The sequence below is a fragment of the Bradyrhizobium sp. B025 genome, from assembly GCF_042257955.1.
GTDB classification, from domain to species: Bacteria; Pseudomonadota; Alphaproteobacteria; order Rhizobiales; family Xanthobacteraceae; genus Bradyrhizobium; species Bradyrhizobium diazoefficiens.
Map to the genome: position 1 here is coordinate 6692644 of NZ_CP170150.1, position 19704 is coordinate 6712347.

General features: G+C 64.8%; 13 protein-coding genes. 7 read left to right on the forward strand and 6 right to left on the reverse strand.

Annotated features, from left to right (window positions below; genetic code table 11):
- Positions 1–121: 121 nt before the first annotated feature.
- The 4 genes from ACE10W_RS31505 to ACE10W_RS31520 all read right to left on the reverse strand — a co-directional run bounded on the left by ACE10W_RS31505 (position 122) and on the right by ACE10W_RS31520 (position 5879).
- Positions 122–1660, reverse strand: a complete 1539-nt coding sequence (locus ACE10W_RS31505) for a SpoVR family protein (RefSeq protein WP_011089493.1) — start codon at positions 1658–1660, stop codon at positions 122–124.
- Positions 1657–2934 (reverse strand): YeaH/YhbH family protein, encoded by a 1278-nt coding sequence (locus tag ACE10W_RS31510; RefSeq protein ID WP_028174548.1) that lies wholly within the window; start codon positions 2932–2934, stop codon positions 1657–1659. The genes ACE10W_RS31505 and ACE10W_RS31510 overlap by 4 nt, the downstream gene beginning before the upstream one ends.
- 19 nt (positions 2935–2953) lie before the next feature.
- Complete coding sequence (locus ACE10W_RS31515; RefSeq protein ID WP_011089495.1) at positions 2954–4897, reverse strand: PrkA family serine protein kinase; 1944 nt, start codon at positions 4895–4897, stop codon at positions 2954–2956.
- Between the two features lie 298 nt (positions 4898–5195).
- Entirely contained in the window at positions 5196–5879 is a 684-nt protein-coding gene (locus tag ACE10W_RS31520; protein ID WP_028174547.1) for an STM3941 family protein, read from the reverse strand.
- Positions 5880–6169: 290 nt separating this feature from the next.
- Between ACE10W_RS31520 and ACE10W_RS31525 the strand changes: the two genes are divergently transcribed.
- The 6 genes from ACE10W_RS31525 to ACE10W_RS31550 are packed head-to-tail and all read left to right on the forward strand — an operon-like array spanning position 6170 to position 13670.
- The gene (locus ACE10W_RS31525) at positions 6170–9019 is read left to right on the forward strand and encodes a bifunctional transaldolase/phosoglucose isomerase (RefSeq protein ID WP_375762374.1); all 2850 of its coding nucleotides are present in this window, start codon (positions 6170–6172) and stop codon (positions 9017–9019) included.
- Positions 9020–9032: 13 nt separating this feature from the next.
- Positions 9033–10031, forward strand: a complete 999-nt coding sequence (gene gnd / locus ACE10W_RS31530) for a phosphogluconate dehydrogenase (NAD(+)-dependent, decarboxylating) (protein WP_375762375.1) — start codon at positions 9033–9035, stop codon at positions 10029–10031.
- 40 nt (positions 10032–10071) lie between these two features.
- Entirely contained in the window at positions 10072–11583 is a 1512-nt protein-coding gene (zwf, locus tag ACE10W_RS31535) for a glucose-6-phosphate dehydrogenase (protein ID WP_011089499.1), read from the forward strand.
- Entirely contained in the window at positions 11583–12332 is a 750-nt protein-coding gene (gene pgl / locus ACE10W_RS31540; protein WP_375762785.1) for a 6-phosphogluconolactonase, read from the forward strand. The genes zwf and pgl overlap by 1 nt, the downstream gene beginning before the upstream one ends.
- Entirely contained in the window at positions 12319–12861 is a 543-nt protein-coding gene (locus ACE10W_RS31545) for a gluconokinase (protein ID WP_011089501.1), read from the forward strand. Before pgl ends, ACE10W_RS31545 begins: the two co-directional genes overlap by 14 nt.
- Complete coding sequence (locus tag ACE10W_RS31550) at positions 12858–13670, forward strand: HAD family hydrolase (protein WP_161533608.1); 813 nt, start codon at positions 12858–12860, stop codon at positions 13668–13670. The genes ACE10W_RS31545 and ACE10W_RS31550 overlap by 4 nt, the downstream gene beginning before the upstream one ends.
- A gap of 82 nt (positions 13671–13752) precedes the next feature.
- Here ACE10W_RS31550 and ACE10W_RS31555 read toward each other — a convergent pair whose 3' ends face one another.
- Both ACE10W_RS31555 and malQ read right to left on the reverse strand, forming a co-directional pair.
- Positions 13753–15558 (reverse strand): glycoside hydrolase family 15 protein, encoded by a 1806-nt coding sequence (locus tag ACE10W_RS31555; RefSeq protein ID WP_375762376.1) that lies wholly within the window; start codon positions 15556–15558, stop codon positions 13753–13755.
- Between the two features lie 29 nt (positions 15559–15587).
- The gene (malQ, locus tag ACE10W_RS31560) at positions 15588–17549 is read right to left on the reverse strand and encodes a 4-alpha-glucanotransferase (RefSeq protein ID WP_375762377.1); all 1962 of its coding nucleotides are present in this window, start codon (positions 17547–17549) and stop codon (positions 15588–15590) included.
- 203 nt (positions 17550–17752) lie between these two features.
- On the opposite strand from malQ, the gene ACE10W_RS31565 reads away from it, so the two are divergent.
- On the forward strand, positions 17753–19699 hold the full coding sequence (locus ACE10W_RS31565) for a maltotransferase domain-containing protein (protein ID WP_375762378.1): 1947 nt from the start codon (positions 17753–17755) through the stop codon (positions 19697–19699).
- The last annotated feature ends 5 nt before the right edge of the window (positions 19700–19704 follow it).

A 19704-nucleotide genomic window follows, 5' to 3' on the forward strand; every position in this document is an offset into this window, starting at 1 on the left:
CGAGTCTGGCCAGGGCAAGGCAACGCTCTCTCCGTTCCCTCCCCCCTTGTGGGGGAGGGAACGCACCTTCGTCGGCGCACTAGTAGGGACTCATCGTCAAGCGCCAGAAGTTGCCGGCGCCTCAGGCCACCGCCGCCGGGATCGGGCGCGGGCTCACGACATATTCACGCAGGACCTTGTCGTTGGCATCGACCTCGATCAGCGCGACGTCGTAGGTCCAGAGGTCCGCCAGATGCTGGAGCACCCGCTTGGCGTCGGTCTCGTTGAGCTGTGCGCCCTTGATGACGTGGTGATGCAGGATCAGCCGGCGGTCGCCGGAGAGATCGACGTCGACCACTTCGATATTGGCGTCGATGTAGCCGACATCGTGCTGCCGCGCCAGCTCGCGCCGGACGCGGCGGAAGCCGCGCTCGTCGTGAATGGCATCGACGCGGATGCCGGCACGCTCCTCGGGGTCGTCGTGCAGATGGAACATGCGGAGCTGCCGCATCAGCTTCGGGCTCAGGAACTGGCCGATGAAGCTCTCGTCGCGGTAGTTGGCCCAGACGTCGCGCAGCACGCCCATCACGTCGTTCTTGCCGGCGATGTCAGGGAACCATTCGCGGTCCTCGTCCGACGGGCTGGTGACGATGCGCTCGATGTCCTGCATCATGGCGAAGCCGAGCGCGTAGGGATTGAAGCCGGAGAAGCGCGGATCGTCGAATTCGGGCTGGAACACCACATTGGTGTGCGATCCCAGGAATTCGAGGAAGTTGCCGTCGGTGATGCGGCCCTGCTGGTGCAGCTTGGTCATGATGCGATAGTGGACGTAGGTCGCCGTCCCCTCGTTCATCACCTTGGTCTGGCTCTGCGGATAGAAATATTGCGCGATGTGGCGGACGATGCGCAGCAATTCGCGCTGCCAGGGCGCCAGCCGCGGCGCGCTCTTTTCCAGGAAGTAGAGCAGGTTTTCCTGCGGCAGGCCGAGCAGCTTGCGGCGCCGCTCGACGCTGAGCGCGGAACGGCTCTTGCTCTTGCCCGCCGGCACGGTGCGCCAGAGGTCGTTGAAGACCTCCTCCTCGTGCTGGCGGCGACGCCCTGCCCGCTTCTCCTCGGCGCGCAGGTCGAGCTTCTTCTTGCCCGGGTAGCGGTCGATGCCGTGCGACATCAGCGCGTGCGCGGCATCGAGCGTACGCTCGACCTCGGCGCGGCCGTAGCGCTCCTCGCACTGCATGACGTAGTTCTTGGCGAAATCGAGATAGTCCAGAATGCCGTCGGCGTCGGTCCACTGCTTGAACAGATAGTTGTTCTTGAAGAAGTGATTGTGGCCGAAGGCGGCGTGCGCGATCACCAGCGTCTGCATCGTCGCCGTATTCTCCTCCATCAGATAGGAGATGCAGGGCGAGGAGTTGATCACGATCTCATAGGCGAGGCCCATCAGGCCCTTGCGGTAGGAGGCCTCGTGGTAGGCGAAGTGCTTGCCGAAGGACCAGTGCTTGTAGAACAGCGGCATGCCGACCGACGAGTAGGCATCCAGCATCTGCTCGGCGGTGATGACCTCGATCTGGTTCGGATAGACGTCGAGCCCGAGATCGTTCTTCGCCACCTCCTCGCAGGCATCGGTGATGCGCTGCAAGGTGTGGAAGTCCCAATCCGCGCCTTCGAACAATCTTTCCGTCATGGAGCGGCTTTCTCCTGAGAGGTTTCGCGGCGCTGGAACAGGTCGTGGAACACCGGGAAGATCTCGCTGCGCTCGCTGACCTTGCGCATCGAGAGCGGTGCGCCGCTGTTGCGCAGGCGCTCATAGAGGGTCCAGAGCGAGGAGTCGGAGAGATCGAAGGCGCTGCCGCCGGACTCGCCGACCTCGAGATAGGCAAAGAACTGGCAGACCGGCAGGATCTTGTCGGTCAGCAGAAGCCCAGTGAGCTCGCCGTCGGAATAGGAATTGTCGCCGTCGGAGGCCTGCGCTGCGTAGATGTTCCAGTCCGACGGATTGAAGCGCTCGCGCACGATGTCGTGCATCGCCTGGAGCGCGCTGGAGACCAGCGTGCCGCCGGAGGCCGGGCCGTAGAAGAAGGTCTGCTCGTCCACCTCCTCGGCGCGGTCGGTGTGGCGGATGAAGACGATCTCGACGTGCTTGTAGCGGCGCTTCAGGAACACGTAGAGCAGCATGTAGAAGCGTTTGGCGAGATCCTTCATGTGCTCGGACATCGAGCCGGAGACGTCCATCAGGCAGAACATCACGGCCTGCGCGACCGGCTTCGGCACCGTCTCGAAGCGGCGGTAGCGGATGTCGAGCGGATCGATGAACGGAATCCGCTTCGTCTTCGCCATCAGCTTTTCCAGCTCGGCGAGAAGCACCACACGCTCGTCCTCGTCCGTGCATGCCGCGATTGCGGCTTCGAGCTCTTCGATCTCGTCCTTGCGGGGACGCTTGAGCGCGATGCGGCGGGCGAGCGCGAGCTTCACCGTCCGGCTCACCGAGATGTTGGCGGGCGAGCCCGACGTGGTGTAGCCGGCGCGCTGGATGCCCTCGCTCTCGGTCTGCGCGATCTTGCGCTTGGCAAGATCCGGCAGCTCGAGGTCGTCGAGGAAGAGATCGACGAATTCGTCGCGGCTCAGCACGAAGCGGAAGGCGTCCTCGCTGTCGCCTTCGCCGGGACCGGAATCCTTGGCGCTGCCCTGGCCGGAACGCTGCAGATAGTCGCCCTCGACGAACTTCTTGTTTCCGGGCAACACCATGTCGCGCGTTCCGCCTTCGCGGCGGAAACGCGGCTCATGCATCCCGTCGAGCGGGATCGTGACCTCACCACCCTCCAGGACGTCCTTGATGTCGCGTTCCTGCGAGGTCTTCTTGACGGCGCCCTGCACCAGGGATTTGGCCCGACGCAAGAACCGCTGGCGGTTCTCAAGACTCTTGCCGCCTGGATTCAGGCGCCTGTCAATAATGTGAATGGGCACTTTTCCATCCGCCTCAACCGGCCTGCTTCACACGCATATACCATTCGACGAGCCGGCGAACCTGACGCTCGGTGTAGCCGCGCTCCACCATGCGTGCGACGAACTCGCCGTGCTTCTTCTCCGTCTCGCCGTCCTTCTTCGACCCGAAGGAGATGACCGGAAGCAGGTCCTCGACCTGGGAGAATATCCGCTTTTCGATCACGTCGCGAATCTTCTCGTAGGAGGTCCAGGTCGGATTCTTGCCGCCGTTCTGGGCCCGCGACCGTAACGAGAATTTGACCACCTCGTTGCGGAAATCCTTGGGGTTGGCGATGCCCGCCGGCTTCTCGATTTTGGTCAGTTCCTGGTTCAACAATTCGCGATCCAGGAGCTGTCCCGTATCGGGATCCTTGAAGTCCTGGTCCTCGATCCAGGCATCGGCATAGTCGACGTAGCGATCGAACAGGTTCTGGCCGTAATCCGAGTAGGATTCGAGATAGGCTTTCTGGATCTCGTTTCCGATGAACTCGGCATAGCGCGGCGCGAGGTCCGCCTTGATGAATTCGAGGTACCGTTTCTCGACTTCCTCGGGCAGCTGCTCGCGCTTGATCGACTGCTCCAGCGCGTACATCAGATGCACGGCGTCGGCGGCGACCTCCTGCGGATCGTGGTTGAACGTCGCAGCCAGGATCTTGAAGGCAAAGCGCGTGGAGACGCCGTCCATGCCCTCGTCGACGCCGGCGGCATCGCGATATTCCTGGACGCTGCGCGCCTTCGGATCGGATTCCTTCAGGCTCTCGCCGTCGTAGACCCGCATCTTGCCAAACACGGTGGAATTCTCGTGCTTGCGCAGGCGCGACATCACCGAGAAACGCGCCATCGTCTCCAGCGTCGACGGCGCACACGGCGCCGACGCCAGCTCGGAGCCCTGGATCAGCTTCTCGTAGATCTTCTGCTCTTCCGTGACCCGCAGGACATAGGGCACCTTGATCACGCAGATGCGGTCGATGAAGGCTTCGTTGTTCTTGTTGGCCTTGAAGCTCGCCCACTCCGCCTCGTTGGAGTGCGCGAGGATGATGCCGGTGAACGGGATCGCACCGATGTTCTCGGTGCCGATGTAGTTGCCTTCCTGCGTCGCCGTGAGCAGCGGGTGCAGCATCTTGATCGGCGCCTTGAACATCTCGACAAATTCGAGGATACCCTGATTGGCGCGGTTGAGACCGCCGGAATAGCTGTAGGCGTCGGGGTCGTTCTGCGCGTAGGTCTCGAGCTTGCGGATGTCGACCTTGCCGACCAGCGAGGAGATGTCCTGGTTGTTCTCGTCACCGGGCTCGGTCTTGGCAATCGCGATCTGGCGCAGCCGCGACGGCTGGATTTTTGCGACCCGGAACTGGGAAATGTCGCCGCCGAAGGCCTCAAGCCGCTTGTAGCACCACGGGCTCATCAATCCGGTGAGGCGCCGGCGCGGAATGCCGTATTTCTCCTCCAGCATCGGCCCGAGCTGATCGGGATCGAACAGGCTGAGCGGGCTCTCGAACACGGGCGAGAGTTCGTCGCCGGCCTTGAGCACGTAGATCGGATGCACTTCCATCAGCGACTTCAGCCGCTCGGCGAGCGAGGATTTGCCGCCGCCGACGGGGCCGAGCAGATAGAGGATCTGCTTGCGCTCCTCCAGACCCTGCGCCGCGTGCCGGAAGAAACCAACGATGCGCTCGATGGTTTCTTCCATGCCGTAGAAGCCGGCGAAGGCCGGATAGGTACGGATGGTGCGGTTCAAAAAAATACGGCCAAGGCGTGGGTCCTTGGCCGTGTCAATCGTCTGGGGTTCACCGATCGCTGCTAGCAGTCGTTCGGCCGCGTTCGCGTATTTCATGGGATCGCTTCGACACGATTCCAGATATTCCGCCATCGACATGTCGTGCTGGCTTCTCGCCTCGAACGACCGAGCGAAAGCGTTGAATAGAGAATCGTTGTACATGATCCCTCTCCGCGTGAGTTCCGCTACAAGCTGAAACGAAAGCAGTTACCGGACCGTTCCTCAGGCCGTTTCGAATCAGCGTGAGCACATGACGATCATTGGACACCCGGGGGCCGACTCGACGCAACGCACAACGTAGGCAACCAGGTGAGTTACGAACAGGCACCTGCCTGTTATTTATGCGAATCTATGTATATCTTCGCTCATTTCCAGCAAATGTCACTCGGCCGCAACATCCGGGCGTTACCGGGGATCAGCCTATCCGGCGGTGCAGCATAGCCGTCAGCCGGCGGCAGCTTTATGACGCTTGTGCGGCCAAGCCTTGTGAGACCGGACCCGAGCCTTCCGCGCCTTGATCGCGGTCCCGCCGCAATGCGGTGCGTGAATCGCTGGCGGCGTGACAGTCGCGGCAGGCGCGCAGCAATGTGTCAAAATCGGTCGCCAGTCCGTCGGGGCGTATGATGATGCGATCGTCCTGCACGCCGCGCGACGTCGACCGGATGTTGGCGCGGATACAGGAGAGCTGCCGCTGCAAGCCCGGCGTCGGCGTCAGCACGATCGCCTTGCGGCCGCGCCGCTCCTCGGTCGAAACCTCCGCAATCGACTCCCACAGCAGAAATTCATTGCCGATGCGGAGATCGCGGATGCCATAGGGGGTGACGATCACCACCGGCCCGCGTTCGGCGGGGAGCATCCAGATCAGCCGGCTGGTGACCAGGCCGAACACCGCGACGCCGGCATAGCCGACCGTCGTGTCGTAGTCGCCGAGGCCGTCCCACCAGTCGACGGCAAGGCCGGCGCTGAGCAGGGTCATCGCAAAGCCCGCCGCGACCAGCAGCCGCAGATACGTCGTGCATGGGTTGATTTCGAGATCGTGGGCCGCGTCGATACCTACGGCCGGCACGACTGATTGCGATCCGTCGGTGACGGCGAGCGGTGGGCCGTCAGGATGTGCGTGCATGCCTTCCCCCAGCATGGCCATTCGCGACCGGGCGATGAAGCATCAGGCGGATCGGAATCCGCCGATGCACTCTGTGCAGCGGCCGGCAGACGTTACGCAACGAGACCTCGACCGAACCTCCCCGGCCAGCGACTTTTTACGCAACACGGCCACAACCGCCTGGATCGCCATGATCGCGACGGAGTTACACTGGAGGGTATGACGCCTATTCCCTTGATTGGTTCCCTCCCGGGAGCATGTAAGCTAGAGGATAGCGCGTCAGGACCGGCGCGGAAACCCCTCGCCCGCAGGCTTGGAGATAAATAAGTATCATGAATCCCGTCAAAGAACTGGAAAAGCACGGACAAGCCGTCTGGCTGGACTTCCTGGCCCGTGGCTTCATCGCCAAGGGCGACCTCAAGCGGCTGATCGACACCGACGGCGTCAAGGGCGTCACCTCCAATCCGTCGATCTTCGAGAAGGCGATCGGCAGTTCGGACGAGTACGACGCCCCGATCGGCAAGGCGCTGAAGCGCGGCGACCGGAGCGTGGCCGACCTGTTCGAAGCCGTCGCGGTCGAGGACATCCAGAACGCCGCCGACGTGCTCCGCCCGGTCTATGACCGCCTCAAGGGGGGCGACGGCTATGTCAGCCTGGAGGTCTCGCCCTATCTTGCGATGGACACCACCGGGACGGTCGCCGAGGCACGGCGGCTCTGGAAGGACGTCAACCGCGAGAACCTGATGGTTAAGGTGCCGGCGACGCCGGAAGGCCTGCCAGCGATCGAGACGCTCATCGGCGAGGGCATCAGCATCAACATCACGCTGCTGTTCTCCAGGGACGTCTACCTCCAGGTCGCGGAGGCCTATCTCGCCGGCCTCGAGAAATACGTCGCAGGCGGCGGCGATCCGTCGCATGTCGCGAGCGTCGCGAGCTTCTTCGTCAGCCGCATCGACTCGGTGGTCGACAAGCAGCTCGACGAGAAGATCGCGCGCGCCAACGACCCCAGCGAGAAGGAACGGCTGGCCGCGCTGAAGGGCAAGGTCGCCATCGCCAACGCCAAGGTCGCCTACCAGGATTACAAGCGCCTGTTCTCCGGTTCCCGCTGGGAGAGGCTCGCCGCCAGGGGCGCCAGGCCGCAGCGCATGCTGTGGGCCTCGACCGGCACCAAGAACAAGGATTACAGCGACGTCCTCTATGTCGAGGAGCTGATCGGCCCCGACACCATCAACACCGTGCCGCCGGCAACGCTGGATGCGTTCCGCGACCACGGCCAGCCGCGCGACAGCCTGGAAGAGAACATCGACGACGCAAGGCGCGTGCTGGAGGAGCTGGAGCGCTCCGGCGTCTCGCTCGACGCGATCACCGAAGAGCTGGTCAAGGATGGCGTCAAGCTGTTCGCCGACGCCGCCGACAAGCTCTACGGCGCCGTTGCGCACAAGCGCGCCATCGTGCTCGGGCCCGCGCTCGACCGCCAGCAGTTGTCGCTCGGCGACGGGCTCGGTAAGGCGGTGGCGAAGAGCACCGAGGAATGGCGCGCGTCGGCCAAGATCCGCAGGCTGTGGCAGCGTGACAAATCGGTCTGGACCGGGGCCGACGAGGACAAATGGCTCGGCTGGCTCGACAGCGCCGCCAAGGCCGACGTCGCCGACTACGAGGACTATGCGAGCCGCGTGAAGGGCCAGAAATTCTCCGATGCGGTCGTGCTCGGCATGGGCGGATCGAGCCTCGGGCCCGAGGTGCTGGCCGAGACCTTTGCGCGAAAGTCAGGCTTTCCGAAGCTGCATGTGCTCGATTCCACCGATCCCGCCCAGGTGCGGGCGATGGAAGCGAAGATCGACATCGCCAACACCGTGTTCATCGTATCCAGCAAGTCGGGCGGCACCACCGAGCCGAACGCGATGAAGGACTATTTCCACGACCGCGTCGCGCAGGCGGTCGGCCCCAAGGTGAAGACCGGCCACCGCTTCATCGCGGTGACCGATCCCGGCTCGTCGCTGGAGAAGTCGGCCAAGACGCTGAACTACGCCCGTATCTTCCACGGCGAGCCCTCGATCGGCGGCCGCTATTCGGTGCTCTCGCCGTTCGGCCTCGTGCCGGCGGCGACCGCGGGCATCGACGTCAAGACCTTCGTCAAGCATGCGCTCGCGATGGCCCGCTCCTGCGGACCGGACGTGCCGCCAAGCGAGAATCCCGGCGTGCAGCTCGGCCTTGCCATGGGCCTCGCCGGCCTCGAAGGCCGCGACAAGGTGACGATCCTGTCGTCGAAGAAGATCACCGATTTCGGCGCCTGGGCCGAGCAGCTGATCGCGGAATCGACCGGCAAGGAGGGCAAGGGCCTGATCCCGATCGACGGCGAGCCGCTGGGCGAAGCCGCGGCTTACGGCAACGACCGCTTCTTCATCGACATCCGCACCGAGGGCGAGGCGGACGCCGCCCATGATTCGAAGCTTGCCGCGATCGAAGCGGCCGGCCATCCCGTCGTGCGCATCGTCATGAAGTCGATCGACCATCTCGGTCAGGAGTTCTTCCGCTTCGAGATGGCCACGGCGGTGGCAGGCAGCATCCTCGGCATCAACCCGTTCGACCAGCCGGACGTGGAAGCGGCCAAGATCAAGACCCGCGAGCTCACCGCGTCGTTCGAGAAGACCGGCGCGCTGCCGGCGGAGCAGCCGGTGGTCAGCACCGACGAGGCCGATCTCTACACCGACGAGGCCAACGCCACGGCACTGCGCGCCGCCGGCGCCAACGGCGACCTCACTTCCTGGCTGAAGGCGCATCTCTCGCGCTCGGGCCATGGCGATTATGTCGCCCTGCTTGGCTACATCGCGCGCGACAAGGCCACCATCGACGCGCTTCAGGCGATGCGGCTCGAGGTGCGCGAGAAGCGCCATGTCGCGACCTGCGCCGAGTTCGGACCGCGCTTCCTGCACTCGACGGGACAGGCCTACAAGGGCGGGCCCGACAGCGGCGTGTTCCTCCAGATCACCGCTGACGACGCCAAGGACCTGGCCGTGCCGGGCCAGAAGGCCAGCTTCGGCGTGATCAAGGCGGCGCAGGCGCGCGGCGATTTCGATGTGCTCACCGAGCGCGGGCGGCGCGCATTGCGCGTCCACCTGAAGGGCGGACTCAAGAAGGGTCTCGCGGCGCTCAACGCGGCGCTTAACGACGCGCTGAATTAAGGGAATCTCTCAGATGCAACTCGGCATGATCGGCCTCGGCCGGATGGGCGGCAACATCGTTCGCCGGCTGATGCGCCACGGCCATTCGACCGTGGTCTATGACAAGGACGCCAAAGCCGTCGCCGGCCTTGCCGCAGACGGCGCGGTAGGCTCGGCGACGCTGGAGGAGTTCGTCGCAAAGCTGGAGCGGCCGCGCACGGCCTGGGTGATGCTGCCTGCGGGACGCATCACCGAGACGACGATCGACACGATCGCGGGCGTGATGCAGGAAGGCGACGTCATCATCGACGGCGGCAACACCTTCTGGCAGGACGACGTCCGCCGCGGCAAGGCGCTGAAGGCACGCGGCATCCACTATGTCGACGTTGGCACCTCCGGCGGCGTCTGGGGTCTCGACCGCGGCTATTGCATGATGATCGGCGGCGAGAAACAGGTGGTCGACCGGCTCGATCCGATCTTCGCCGCGCTCGCGCCCGGCGCCGGCGACATTCCGCGCACGGAAGGACGTGAGAGGCGCGATCCCCGCATCGAGCAGGGCTATATCCACGCCGGCCCCGTCGGCGCCGGCCACTTCGTCAAGATGATCCACAACGGCATCGAATACGGCCTGATGCAGGCCTATGCCGAAGGGTTCGACATCCTCAAGAACGCCAACATCGATGCCTTGCCGGCGGACCATCGCTACGATTTCGATCTCGCCGACATCGCAGAAGTCTGGCGGCGCGGCAGCGTGATCCCGTCTTGGCTGCTCGATCTCACCTCGACGGCGCTCGCCGACAGCCCGGCATTGGCGGAATATTCCGGCTTCGTCGAAGATTCCGGCGAAGGCCGCTGGACCGTGAATGCGGCGATCGACGAAGCGGTGCCGGCCGAAGTTCTGACCGCGGCGCTCTACACACGTTTCCGTTCCCGCAAGGAACACACCTTCGCCGAAAAAATTCTCTCCGCGATGCGCGCGGGTTTCGGCGGCCACAAGGAGCCGAAGCAGCCGGGCGCTTCGAAGCCCAAATAAAAGGCGAAGTATCAAGTAACAGAGCGAAGGCCGATCATTCGTGACAAAAGACCCGCAAGCCAAGCGCAAGCCGGAAAATTGCGCCTTCGTCATCTTTGGCGTGACCGGAGACCTTACTCATCGCCTTGTGATGCCCTCGCTCTACAATCTCGCGGCCGAGCACCTGTTACCGGAAAAGTTCTGTGTCGTCGGCGTGGCCCGCAAGGGCCAATCGGATGACGAGCTGCGCAGCAGCCTGTTGAAGGGCCTGCGCCAGTTCGCGACGCGACCCGTGGACGACGATATCGCCCAGAAGCTGCTGCAATGCCTGACCTTCGTCGAGGCCGACCCGAAGGACTCGCCGTCCTTCGACCGCTTGCGCGAGCATCTGGATTCGCTGGAATGCGCGCAGGACACCGGCGGCAACCGGCTGTTCTATCTGGCAACGCCGCCCGCCGCGTTCGCGCCGACCGCGCGCGAGCTCGGCCGCACCGGCATGATGGAGGAGAACGGCGCCTGGCGACGCCTCGTGATCGAAAAGCCGTTCGGCACCGATCTCGCCTCGGCACGCGCGCTGAACGCCGAGCTCCTGAAGATCATGGACGAGCACCAGATCTACCGGATCGATCACTATCTCGGCAAGGAGACGGTGCAGAACATTTTGGTGCTGCGCTTTGCCAACGGCATGTTCGAGCCGATCTGGAATCGCAACCACATCGACCACATCCAGATCACGGTGGAAGAGAAGCTCGGCGTCGGCCATCGCGGCGGCTTCTACGACGCCACCGGCGCGCTGCGCGACATGGTACCGAACCATCTGTTCCAGCTGATGTCGCTGGTCGCGATGGAGCCCCCCGCCCGCTTCGACGCGCATTCCGTGCGCTCCGAGAAGGCCGACGTGCTCACCTCGATCCAGCAGCCCAGCCGGGAAGAGGCGCTGAAGAATTCAGTGCGCGCGCAATATCTCGCCGGCCGCATCGGCGACGAGGAGATCACGGACTATCGCAAGACCGAGGACGTCAAGCCCGGCAGCACCACCGAGACCTTTGTCGCGCTCAAGCTGATGATCGACAATTGGCGCTGGGCCGGCGTCCCCTTCTACTTGCGCACCGGCAAGGCGCTGGGTCACAAGCGCACCGAAGTCGCGATCAAGTTCAAGCAGGCGCCGCTGTCGATGTTTTCGGGCACGGACGTCGACCGCCTGTCGCAGAACTTCCTTACCATCGGCATCGCGCCGACCGAGACCATCGAGCTTCAGTTCAACGCCAAGATTCCGGGCCCGAGCATCACCATCGACGGCGTCGAGATGAAGTTCCGCTATGGCGACTATTTCCGCGTCGATCCCTCGACCGGCTACGAGACGCTGATCTACGACTGCATGATCGGCGACAACATACTGTTCCAGCGCGCCGACGGCATCGAGGCCGGATGGCAGGCGGTGCAGCCGTTCCTGGACGCCTGGAAGAGCGAGGGCACCAACGGCATCGAGACCTATGAAGCCGGCAGCGACGGCCCCGCCTGCGCGGACGAGCTGCTCCGGCGCGACGGACGAAGCTGGCGGAAGTTTTCGTGATGGCGGCGGCCGGCCAGCCGAAGCTGATTGTCGCGGCCGACGCCGAGGCCCTTGCGCAGGCCGCGGCGGAACGGGTGATGGCGCGGATTGGCGCCAATCCGGGGCGTATCGCGATCTGCCTGACCGGCGGCTCGAGCCCGAAAAAGCTCTATCAACTGCTCGGCGGCGATTCCTGGCGTGGAAAAATCCCGTGGGATCGCGTGCACTGGTTCATCGGCGACGAGCGCTTCGTGGCTGAGAGCGATCCCCTCAACAACATGGCGGTCGCGCGCGCGGCCTTTCTCGACCGCGATGCGCCCTCCGGCCATGTCCACCCGATCCCGACCGCGACTGAGAACCCGGATCAAGGCGCCGCCGCCTATGCGCGCGAGCTGCAGGCCTTCTATGGTTCGGAAAGCCTCGATCCGGCCCGGCCGCTGTTCGACCTGGTCTTGATGGGTGCCGGCCCGGACGGCCACACCGCCTCGCTGTTTCCCGGCTACCCCGAGATCGAGGAGAGCAAGCGTTGGGTCGTCGGGGTGCCCAAGGCCAATGTGGCCCCCTTCGTGCCGCGGGTCTCCCTCACCCTGCCCGTCCTTGCGTCCTGCCGCGAAATGCTGTTCGAGATTGCGGGACATGACAAGCAGCCGATCTTGACGCGCCTCCTCAATGGCGAGACTCTGCCGGCTGTACGCGCGCGCTCGAATGGTGAGACCGTCTGGCTGGTCGACCAGGCCGCGCTTCCGGAGGAAATTCGTGGGCCGCGTTGAAGCACCTTGTGCGTTGATCGTGATGGGCGTGTCGGGTTCGGGCAAGAGCACGGTTGCGGAGGCGCTGGGCGAGCGGCTCGGCTGGCGCTTCGAGGACGGCGACAGCTTTCATCCCGCCAGCAATGTCGAGAAGATGAAGGCCGGCCATCCCCTCACCGACGAGGACCGCTGGCCCTGGCTCAACGCCATCGCCGACGAGATCGAACGGGTCTGCAAGAGCGGCAAGCACGTCATCATCGCCTGCTCGGCGCTGAAGCACACCTATCGTGACGTACTGCTGCGGGGGCGCGACGACGTCCGCTTCGTCTTCCTGAAGGGCACGAAGGAGCTGATCGCCGAACGCCTCGCGCACCGCAAGGGCCACTTCATGCCGCCAGGGCTGCTGACGAGCCAGTTCAACACGCTGGAAGCCCCGGAGGCGAGCGAGCACGTCGTCACCGTCTCGATCGACGAAACCGTCGAGGCGATCGTGGACGGCGTCGTGCGGCAATTGAAACTGGGCGGCGCAATACCCAAGGTTCTGCCATGACGCCAATCTCACTCGTGGTCTCCGACGTCGACGGCACGCTGCTGACCAAGGACAAGACGCTGACGGAACGTGCGAGGTCCGCGGTGCAGCGGCTGCACCAGGCCGGCATCGGCTTCACCATCACCTCCAGCCGCCCCGCCATCGGCATGCGCTTCCTGATCGAGCCGCTGGCGCTGTGGCTGCCGGTCGGCCCGTTCAACGGCTCCTCGATCGTCGATCCCGAGATGAAGCCGGTCGAACAGCACCTCATCCCCGCAGGCGCGGTCGAGCGGTCCTTGCAGATCCTCCGGGAGTTCCGCGCCGACATCTGGCTGTTCACCACCGACAAATGGCTGATCGACAACCCTGGCGGTAAATACGTTGCCCATGAGCAGCACACCATCCGCTCCGATCCGACCATCGTGACGGATTTCTCGCCGTACCTTGCGAGCGCCTGCAAGATCGTCGGCGCCAGCGCCGACGCCGCCGGACTCGCCGCTTGCGAGAAGGCGATGCAGGAGGCGCTCGGCAGCGAGGCGACCGCGGTGCGCTCGCAGACCTATTATCTCGACATCACCCCGCCCGGCTTCGACAAGGGCACCTTCGTCGAGGCGATGGCCAAGCGCCTCGACATCTCGACCGACGCGGTCGCGACCATCGGCGACATGCAGAACGACCTCGCGATGTTCCGCGTCAGCGGCACCTCGATCGCCATGGGCAACGCCACCGACGACGTCAAGGACCAGGCCACCCACGTCACCGCCACCAACGAGCAGGACGGCTTTGCCGAGGCGATGGAGATGATCTTGAAGCGGAACGGGGTCGGCTAGGGCTTGATGGCCTCAACTATCGCCTGCCGCTGGGTACCCACCTCTCCCCAGCGGGGAGAGGTGAAGAACCTGCCGCGCCGATCTACTTCGACCGCTGCATCGCGGGCTTCTCGCTCTCCTGCCTTGCCGCCGATAGATTATGCGCGGTGTTGACCAGCGCGATGTGGGTCAGCGCCTGCGGGAAGTTGCCGGTCTGGCGGCCCGCCACGGAATCGTATTCCTCGGCCAATAGCCCGACGTCGTTGGCAAGGGCGGCCACGCGGTCGAACAGCACCTGCGCCGTGTCGAGATCGCCCGACAGCACATAGGCATCGGCGAGCCAGAGGGTGCAGGCCAGGAACGCGCCCTCGGTCGGCTGCTTTTCCTCGGACACTTCGCGCGGATCGTGCCGCAGCACGAAGCCGTCGCACATCAGGTGCTTTTCGACGGCTGCGATGGTGCCGCGGATGCGCGGGTCCTCCGCCGGCAGGAAGCCGACCGCCGGCACCAGCAGCACGCTGGCGTCGAGCAGCTTTGAGCCGTAGGACTCGACGAAGGCATTTTCCTCCGCGTCGAAGCCATTGTTGCAGACGTCGCGGTGAATGGCCTCGCGCAGCGCGCGCCAGTGCAGCAGCGGCGCCCTGAAGCCAAAGGTCTCGGCGCTCTTGATGCCGCGGTCGAAGGCGACCCAGGTCATCACCTTGGAGAAGACGTAGTGCTTCGGCTCGCCGCGCCGCTCCCAGATGCCGTGGTCGGGCTGGTCCCAGACCTCGGCGAGATGATTGAGCACCGCGCATTCCAGCGCCCAGGTCGCTTCGTCATTGAGCTTGAGCCTGGCCATGCGCGACTGGTGGAAGGCGTCGGTCAGCTCGCCATAGACGTCGAGCTGCAGCTGTGCGTGCGCGGCATTGCCGACGCGGACCGGCTGGGCGCCCTCATAGCCGTCGAGCCAGCCCGCCTCCCATTCCAGCAGGCGCCGCTGGCCCCAGATGCCGTACATGATCTGCATGTTCGCCGGCGAGCCGGCGGCGGCGCGCAAGAGCCAATTGTGCCAGGCCAAGGCCTCCTCGGTATAACCCGAGTTCATCAGCGCCAGCAGCGTGAAGGTGGCATCGCGCAGCCAGCAGAAGCGGTAGTCCCAGTTCCTGCTGCCGCCGAGCTTCTCGGGCAGCGAGGTCGTGGGCGCCGCGACGATGCCGCCGGTCGGGCCGAAGGTCAGCGCCTTCAGCGTGATCAGCGAGCGCATGATGAGATCGTGATACTCGCCGTCCCGCGTGCAGCGGCTGCACCAGTCCTTCCAGAATCTTTCGGTCTCCCGGAGCGCGATCTCCGGGTCGATCGGCTCGGGCGGATCGAGGTGCGAGGGGCCATAGGTCAGCACGAACGGCACGGTCTCGCCGGCCTTCACCTCGAATTCGGCAACCGTCGTCAGGTCCTCGCCGCGGGTCCCGACCGGCGTGCGCAGCACGGTCATGTCCTGGCCGGCGACCGCCAGCAGCGAACCGTCCCTGCAGCGGCGTACCCAGGGAATATCGACGCCGAAACCGAAGCGGATCACGAGCTCCATCCGCAGCTTCACCGTGCCGCTGACGCCGCGCACCAGCCGCACGACGTCGGACGCCTTGCCGCGCGGCGGCATGAAGTCGATCAAGGCGACAATGCCGCTCCTCGTCTCAAACTGCGTTTCGAGGATGAGGGTATCGCCGAGATAGCGGCGTGACGTCGTGGTGACGTCCCCGGCCGGCGCGATCTGCCAGCGGCCGTTTTTGCGCGTGCCGAGGATTGCGGCAAAGCAGGCGTCGGAATCGAAGGCGGGCCAGCACAACCAGTCGATCGAGCCGTTGCGCCCGACCAGCGCCGCGGTCTCGCAGTCGCCGATCAGCGCATAATCCTCGATCCTCTGAGACAATGTCGTGCGAGCCTAAAAACCCCGGCGGATTAACTCCCGCCGAGCAACGAACGTTCCCGCGTCGCCGCTCTCAAGGCCGTGAGATCGACCTTCGAGGCGATCTTGTCGAGCGTGACAGGCAGGCGCTGCCGCCAGTTCGGATGCTCGTCGATCGTGCCGGGAATGTTGGGCTGGTCGATCACGCCGAGCAGATCCTCCAGCGACACCGCGAGCAGCCGCGAGGGCGTGCGCGACAGGAAGGCGAGCACCGAATAGAGATCGTTGGCGTTGATGCCGTTCTGGCGCAGGATCTCATCGAGCATGCCGAGCGCATGCCAGCGGGCCTTGTCGTCCTCGCCGGGATCGAGCCCGAGCGACAGCTTCATCTTGAGATCGCTGAAGGAGCGCCAACCCGCATAGGTGCAGAGATCGTGCGTGTTCAGCGTCACCAGCGCGTTCGGCCGGTAATAGTCGATGTTGCGGAAGTGGCCGGCATCGTCGCGCTCGAACATCATGACGAGGTAGGACCAGATGCCGAAATCCTGCATGGTCTCGCGGAAACCTTCCGGCACCGTGCCGAGGTCTTCGCCGATCACGATGCACTTATGGGCCGCGCTCTCGCGCGCCACGGCGCCCAGCAGCGCCTCGAACGGCATCTGCACATAGGCGCCGTTGTCGGGCTTGAAGCCGCGCGGCACGAGATAGAGCCGCTTCAGCCCGAGCACGTGATCGATCCGGATGGCGCCGGCATGGCGCATCGAGGCGGCCAGCATGTCGGCGAACGGCACGAAGGATTGCGCCTCCAGGCCGCCGGCGTTGAAGCCGGCAAGACCCCAGTCCTGGCCGACCGTGTTGAGCACGTCGGGCGGCGCGCCGACAGCGAGATGACGCGAGATCGCCGTCTGCTCGTTCCAGGCATCGAAGCCGTTGGACTGCACGCCGACGGCAACGTCGAGATAAAGCCCGACCCGCATGCCGAGCTGGCCGGCCAGCTCCTTGGCCGCGTGCAACTGGCTATCGGCGGTCCATTGCACGAATTCGACGAACTCGACCTCGCGCTTGTCAGGACCGTTGCGCAGCCGGGCGCATTTTGTCTCGTCGGGCTGCCGCCACTCGGGCGGCCATTCCCACCACGGCCCGGCGAAGCGATGCCGCAGCACCTCGAAGCAGGCAAAGCGGGACAGCAGCGGCGCGCGATCCGCGCGGAAGGCGTCGAACTGATTGCGTCGGACGCCGCTCGCGCTCCGCACGAAGCTGTTAAAGGCAGCGCGCAAGGCCAGCCATTTCAGCGCCGCCATGTCGGCATAGGGGACGCGGTCGCCTTCGCGCAGCCGCGCGGCGGTCGCGGCCGCATCGGGGACGAGGTCCGCGGAAAATTCCGGGATCGCCTCGACGTCGATGTAGAGCGGATTGAGAAACAGCCGGCTGTTCGGCGAATAGGGGCTGCAATCGGCCGGGTGGTCGTCGAACAACACGTGCAGCGGATTGAGGCCGACGCCGTCGGCCCCGAGCTGTTTTGCGAGCCGGACGAGATCGGCAAGGTCGGTGAAATCGCCGATGCCCCAGTTGCGCTCCGAGCGGACGCCGTAGAGCTGCACGGCGAGCAGCCAGCCGCGGTCGAAATCGCCGCCGAAGGCGCGCTCGGGCGCCACGATCATCGGCACCTCTTCGGTCACGCCTTCGGCATCGGTCAGCGTCAAGCGGTGGTAGCCGAGCGGCAGGCCGGCGGGCCAGGCGATGACGGGCTCGCGCGTCTCGCCTTGCGCGATCACGTTGCCGTTGCCGGCGATTTTCCATTGCAGCGGCGGCGCGCCGGTGGCCGCCAATTCCGTCCGCGGATGTCCCAGGGCGCGAACCACCACGGGCCCGCTGACGAAGCGATAAACCCGCTTCTCCGGCAGGGCGTCGAGGATGGATTTGAGGGCCACGGGATCGGTGACCCGCAGCTTTCCGAGGGCGTCCACGAATTCGGACTGAACACCCTTGATCTGGGCTTGAGCTAAAAGATCCATTCGGCACGCAGCTTGCAGGCCATTGTGTGGCCGGGGGCAGGGATTTTAACGAGGTGGCGGAAGACGTTAGTCAGGGGTAACTCAAAAACGGGCCTGCCGTTCCCAGGCGGAACTAATGACACACAAGCGGCTTTCTATATAGGTATCAAGCGTAGGTTCCCGACAAGGGAAACGGGCCCTGCTTTCTTGTCAATGGCATCACCGTGAACAAGACAATTCAAACTGTCGAAAGTGCCGCAGCCGGCAGCGCTTTCCTCATCGAAGACGTCTATCCCTTGATCGACGGCGGCCGTTTCGCCGTGAAGCGGATCGCGGGCGAGTGCGTCGAGGTGTGGGCCGACATCTACCGCGACGGCGAGGCCGTGGTCGGCGCCGCGCTGATCTGGCGACGCGAGCAGGACCGGGAATGGCGGAGCGAGCCGATGATCCATCACGGCAATGACCGTTGGTCCGGCGCGTTCACGCCCGTCGAGCCCGGCCAATATCTCTACGCGATCGAGGCCTGGACCGACGAGTTCGCGACCTGGTCTCACGCGGTCGCGCGCAAGCGGCTGTCCGGCGCCGATGTCAGCCTCGACGCCATCGAGGGCGCCGGGCTCCTGACCAAGGCGCATGGCGCGCGGCAGGACGCCGCGGCGGTGATCGTCAGACAATGCGAGGACTATCTTCAGACCGGCGATGTCACCCCGCTGCTCTCAACCGAGCTCGGCAGCGCCATGGCCGAGAGCCAGTCGCGGCCCGACCTCACGCGCTCGCCGCTCTTCCCGCTGATCGCCGACCGCGACAAGGCGCGCTTTGGCGCCTGGTATCAGATGATGCCGCGCAGCCAGGGCCGGATCCCCGGCCGGCACGGCACGCTGCGCGACTGCATCGCGCGCGTGCCCGATATCGCCGCGATGGGCTTCGACGTGCTCTACTTCACGCCGGTCCACCCGATCGGGCATAACAGGCGCAAGGGCCGCAACAATGCGCCGGTGGCGACCGCAGGCGAACCCGGCTCGCCCTATGCGATCGGCACTGCCGAGGGCGGACACGACGCGCTGCATCCCGAGCTCGGCACCATCGAGGATTTCCGCGCGCTGGTTGCGACCTGCCTGGAATACGGCCTCGAGCTCGCGCTCGATTTCGCCGTGCAATGCTCGCCGGACCATCCCTGGCTGACGCAGCATCCGGAATGGTTCAAATGGCGGCCGGACCGCTCGGTGCGGACGGCTGATGGCCCCTATTCGGACATCGTCATCCCCGATTTCGCCTCCGTCGACCGGGCCGGGCTGTGGAATGCGTTCCGCGACGCGATGTTGTTCTGGATCGACCATGGTGTCACCATCTTCGCCATCGACAATCACGATACCGCGCCGCTTCCGTTCTGGGAGTGGCTGATCCGCGACATCCGCCGCCGGCATCCCGAGGTGATCCTGTTCTCGAAGACGTTTGCACGGCCGAAGCTGATGAATGGCCTCGCCAAGCTCGGCTTCGCGCAGTCCTTCACCTATTTTCCCTGGCGCACGTCGAAGTGGGAGGTGGAGCAATATCTCGGCGAGCTGACGCGTTATCCCGAGCGCGACTTCTATCGCCCGAACCTGTTCGTGAACACGCCGGACCTGCTGCCCTTTCATCTCCAGAGTGGCGAAGCCTGGGCCTTCAAGTCGCGGCTCGCGCTGGCCGCGACGCTGTCGGGCAATTACGGGATCTATAGCGGCTTCGAATTGCTCGAACACGAAGCCATCCCCGGCCGCGAGGAATATCTCGATTCCGAGAAGTACCAGATCAAGCAGCGCGACTGGGACAAGCCGGGCAACATCAAGCCCTACATCGCCGCTCTCAACCGCATCCGCAACGACAATGCGGCACTCCAGCAGACGGCGAATTTGCGGTTTCTCGGCATCGAGGACGGCGAGACGATCAGCTTCGTGAAAGAGGCGACCGATCCGGCCAACACCGTCGTCGCCGCCATCGCCCTCTCGCGCGATGCGCGCGAATTCTGGTTGCCGCTCGGCGACCTCACCATCGACGCCGGCGGCGAGCGCCGCCACGTCACCGCACTCGAAAATCTCCTCACCGGCGAACAGTCCCGCATCGAATGGGGCGGGATCAGGTTGCGTATCGATCCCGACCGCGATCCAGCGCTGCTGTTCCGCTGCCTGGCGTAAAGGCT

Coding starts and splice junctions, on each gene's coding strand:
- ACE10W_RS31505 (WP_011089493.1), bottom strand. CDS start 1,660: ATGACGGAAAGATTGTTCGAAGGCGCGGATTGGGACTTCCACACCTTG.
- ACE10W_RS31515 (WP_011089495.1), bottom strand. CDS start 4,897: ATGTACAACGATTCTCTATTCAACGCTTTCGCTCGGTCGTTCGAGGCG.
- ACE10W_RS31520 (WP_028174547.1), bottom strand. CDS start 5,879: ATGGCCATGCTGGGGGAAGGCATGCACGCACATCCTGACGGCCCACCG.
- ACE10W_RS31525 (WP_375762374.1), top strand. CDS start 6,170: ATGAATCCCGTCAAAGAACTGGAAAAGCACGGACAAGCCGTCTGGCTG.
- gnd (WP_375762375.1), top strand. CDS start 9,033: ATGCAACTCGGCATGATCGGCCTCGGCCGGATGGGCGGCAACATCGTT.
- pgl (WP_375762785.1), top strand. CDS start 11,583: ATGGCGGCGGCCGGCCAGCCGAAGCTGATTGTCGCGGCCGACGCCGAG.
- ACE10W_RS31550 (WP_161533608.1), top strand. CDS start 12,858: ATGACGCCAATCTCACTCGTGGTCTCCGACGTCGACGGCACGCTGCTG.
- malQ (WP_375762377.1), bottom strand. CDS start 17,549: ATGGATCTTTTAGCTCAAGCCCAGATCAAGGGTGTTCAGTCCGAATTC.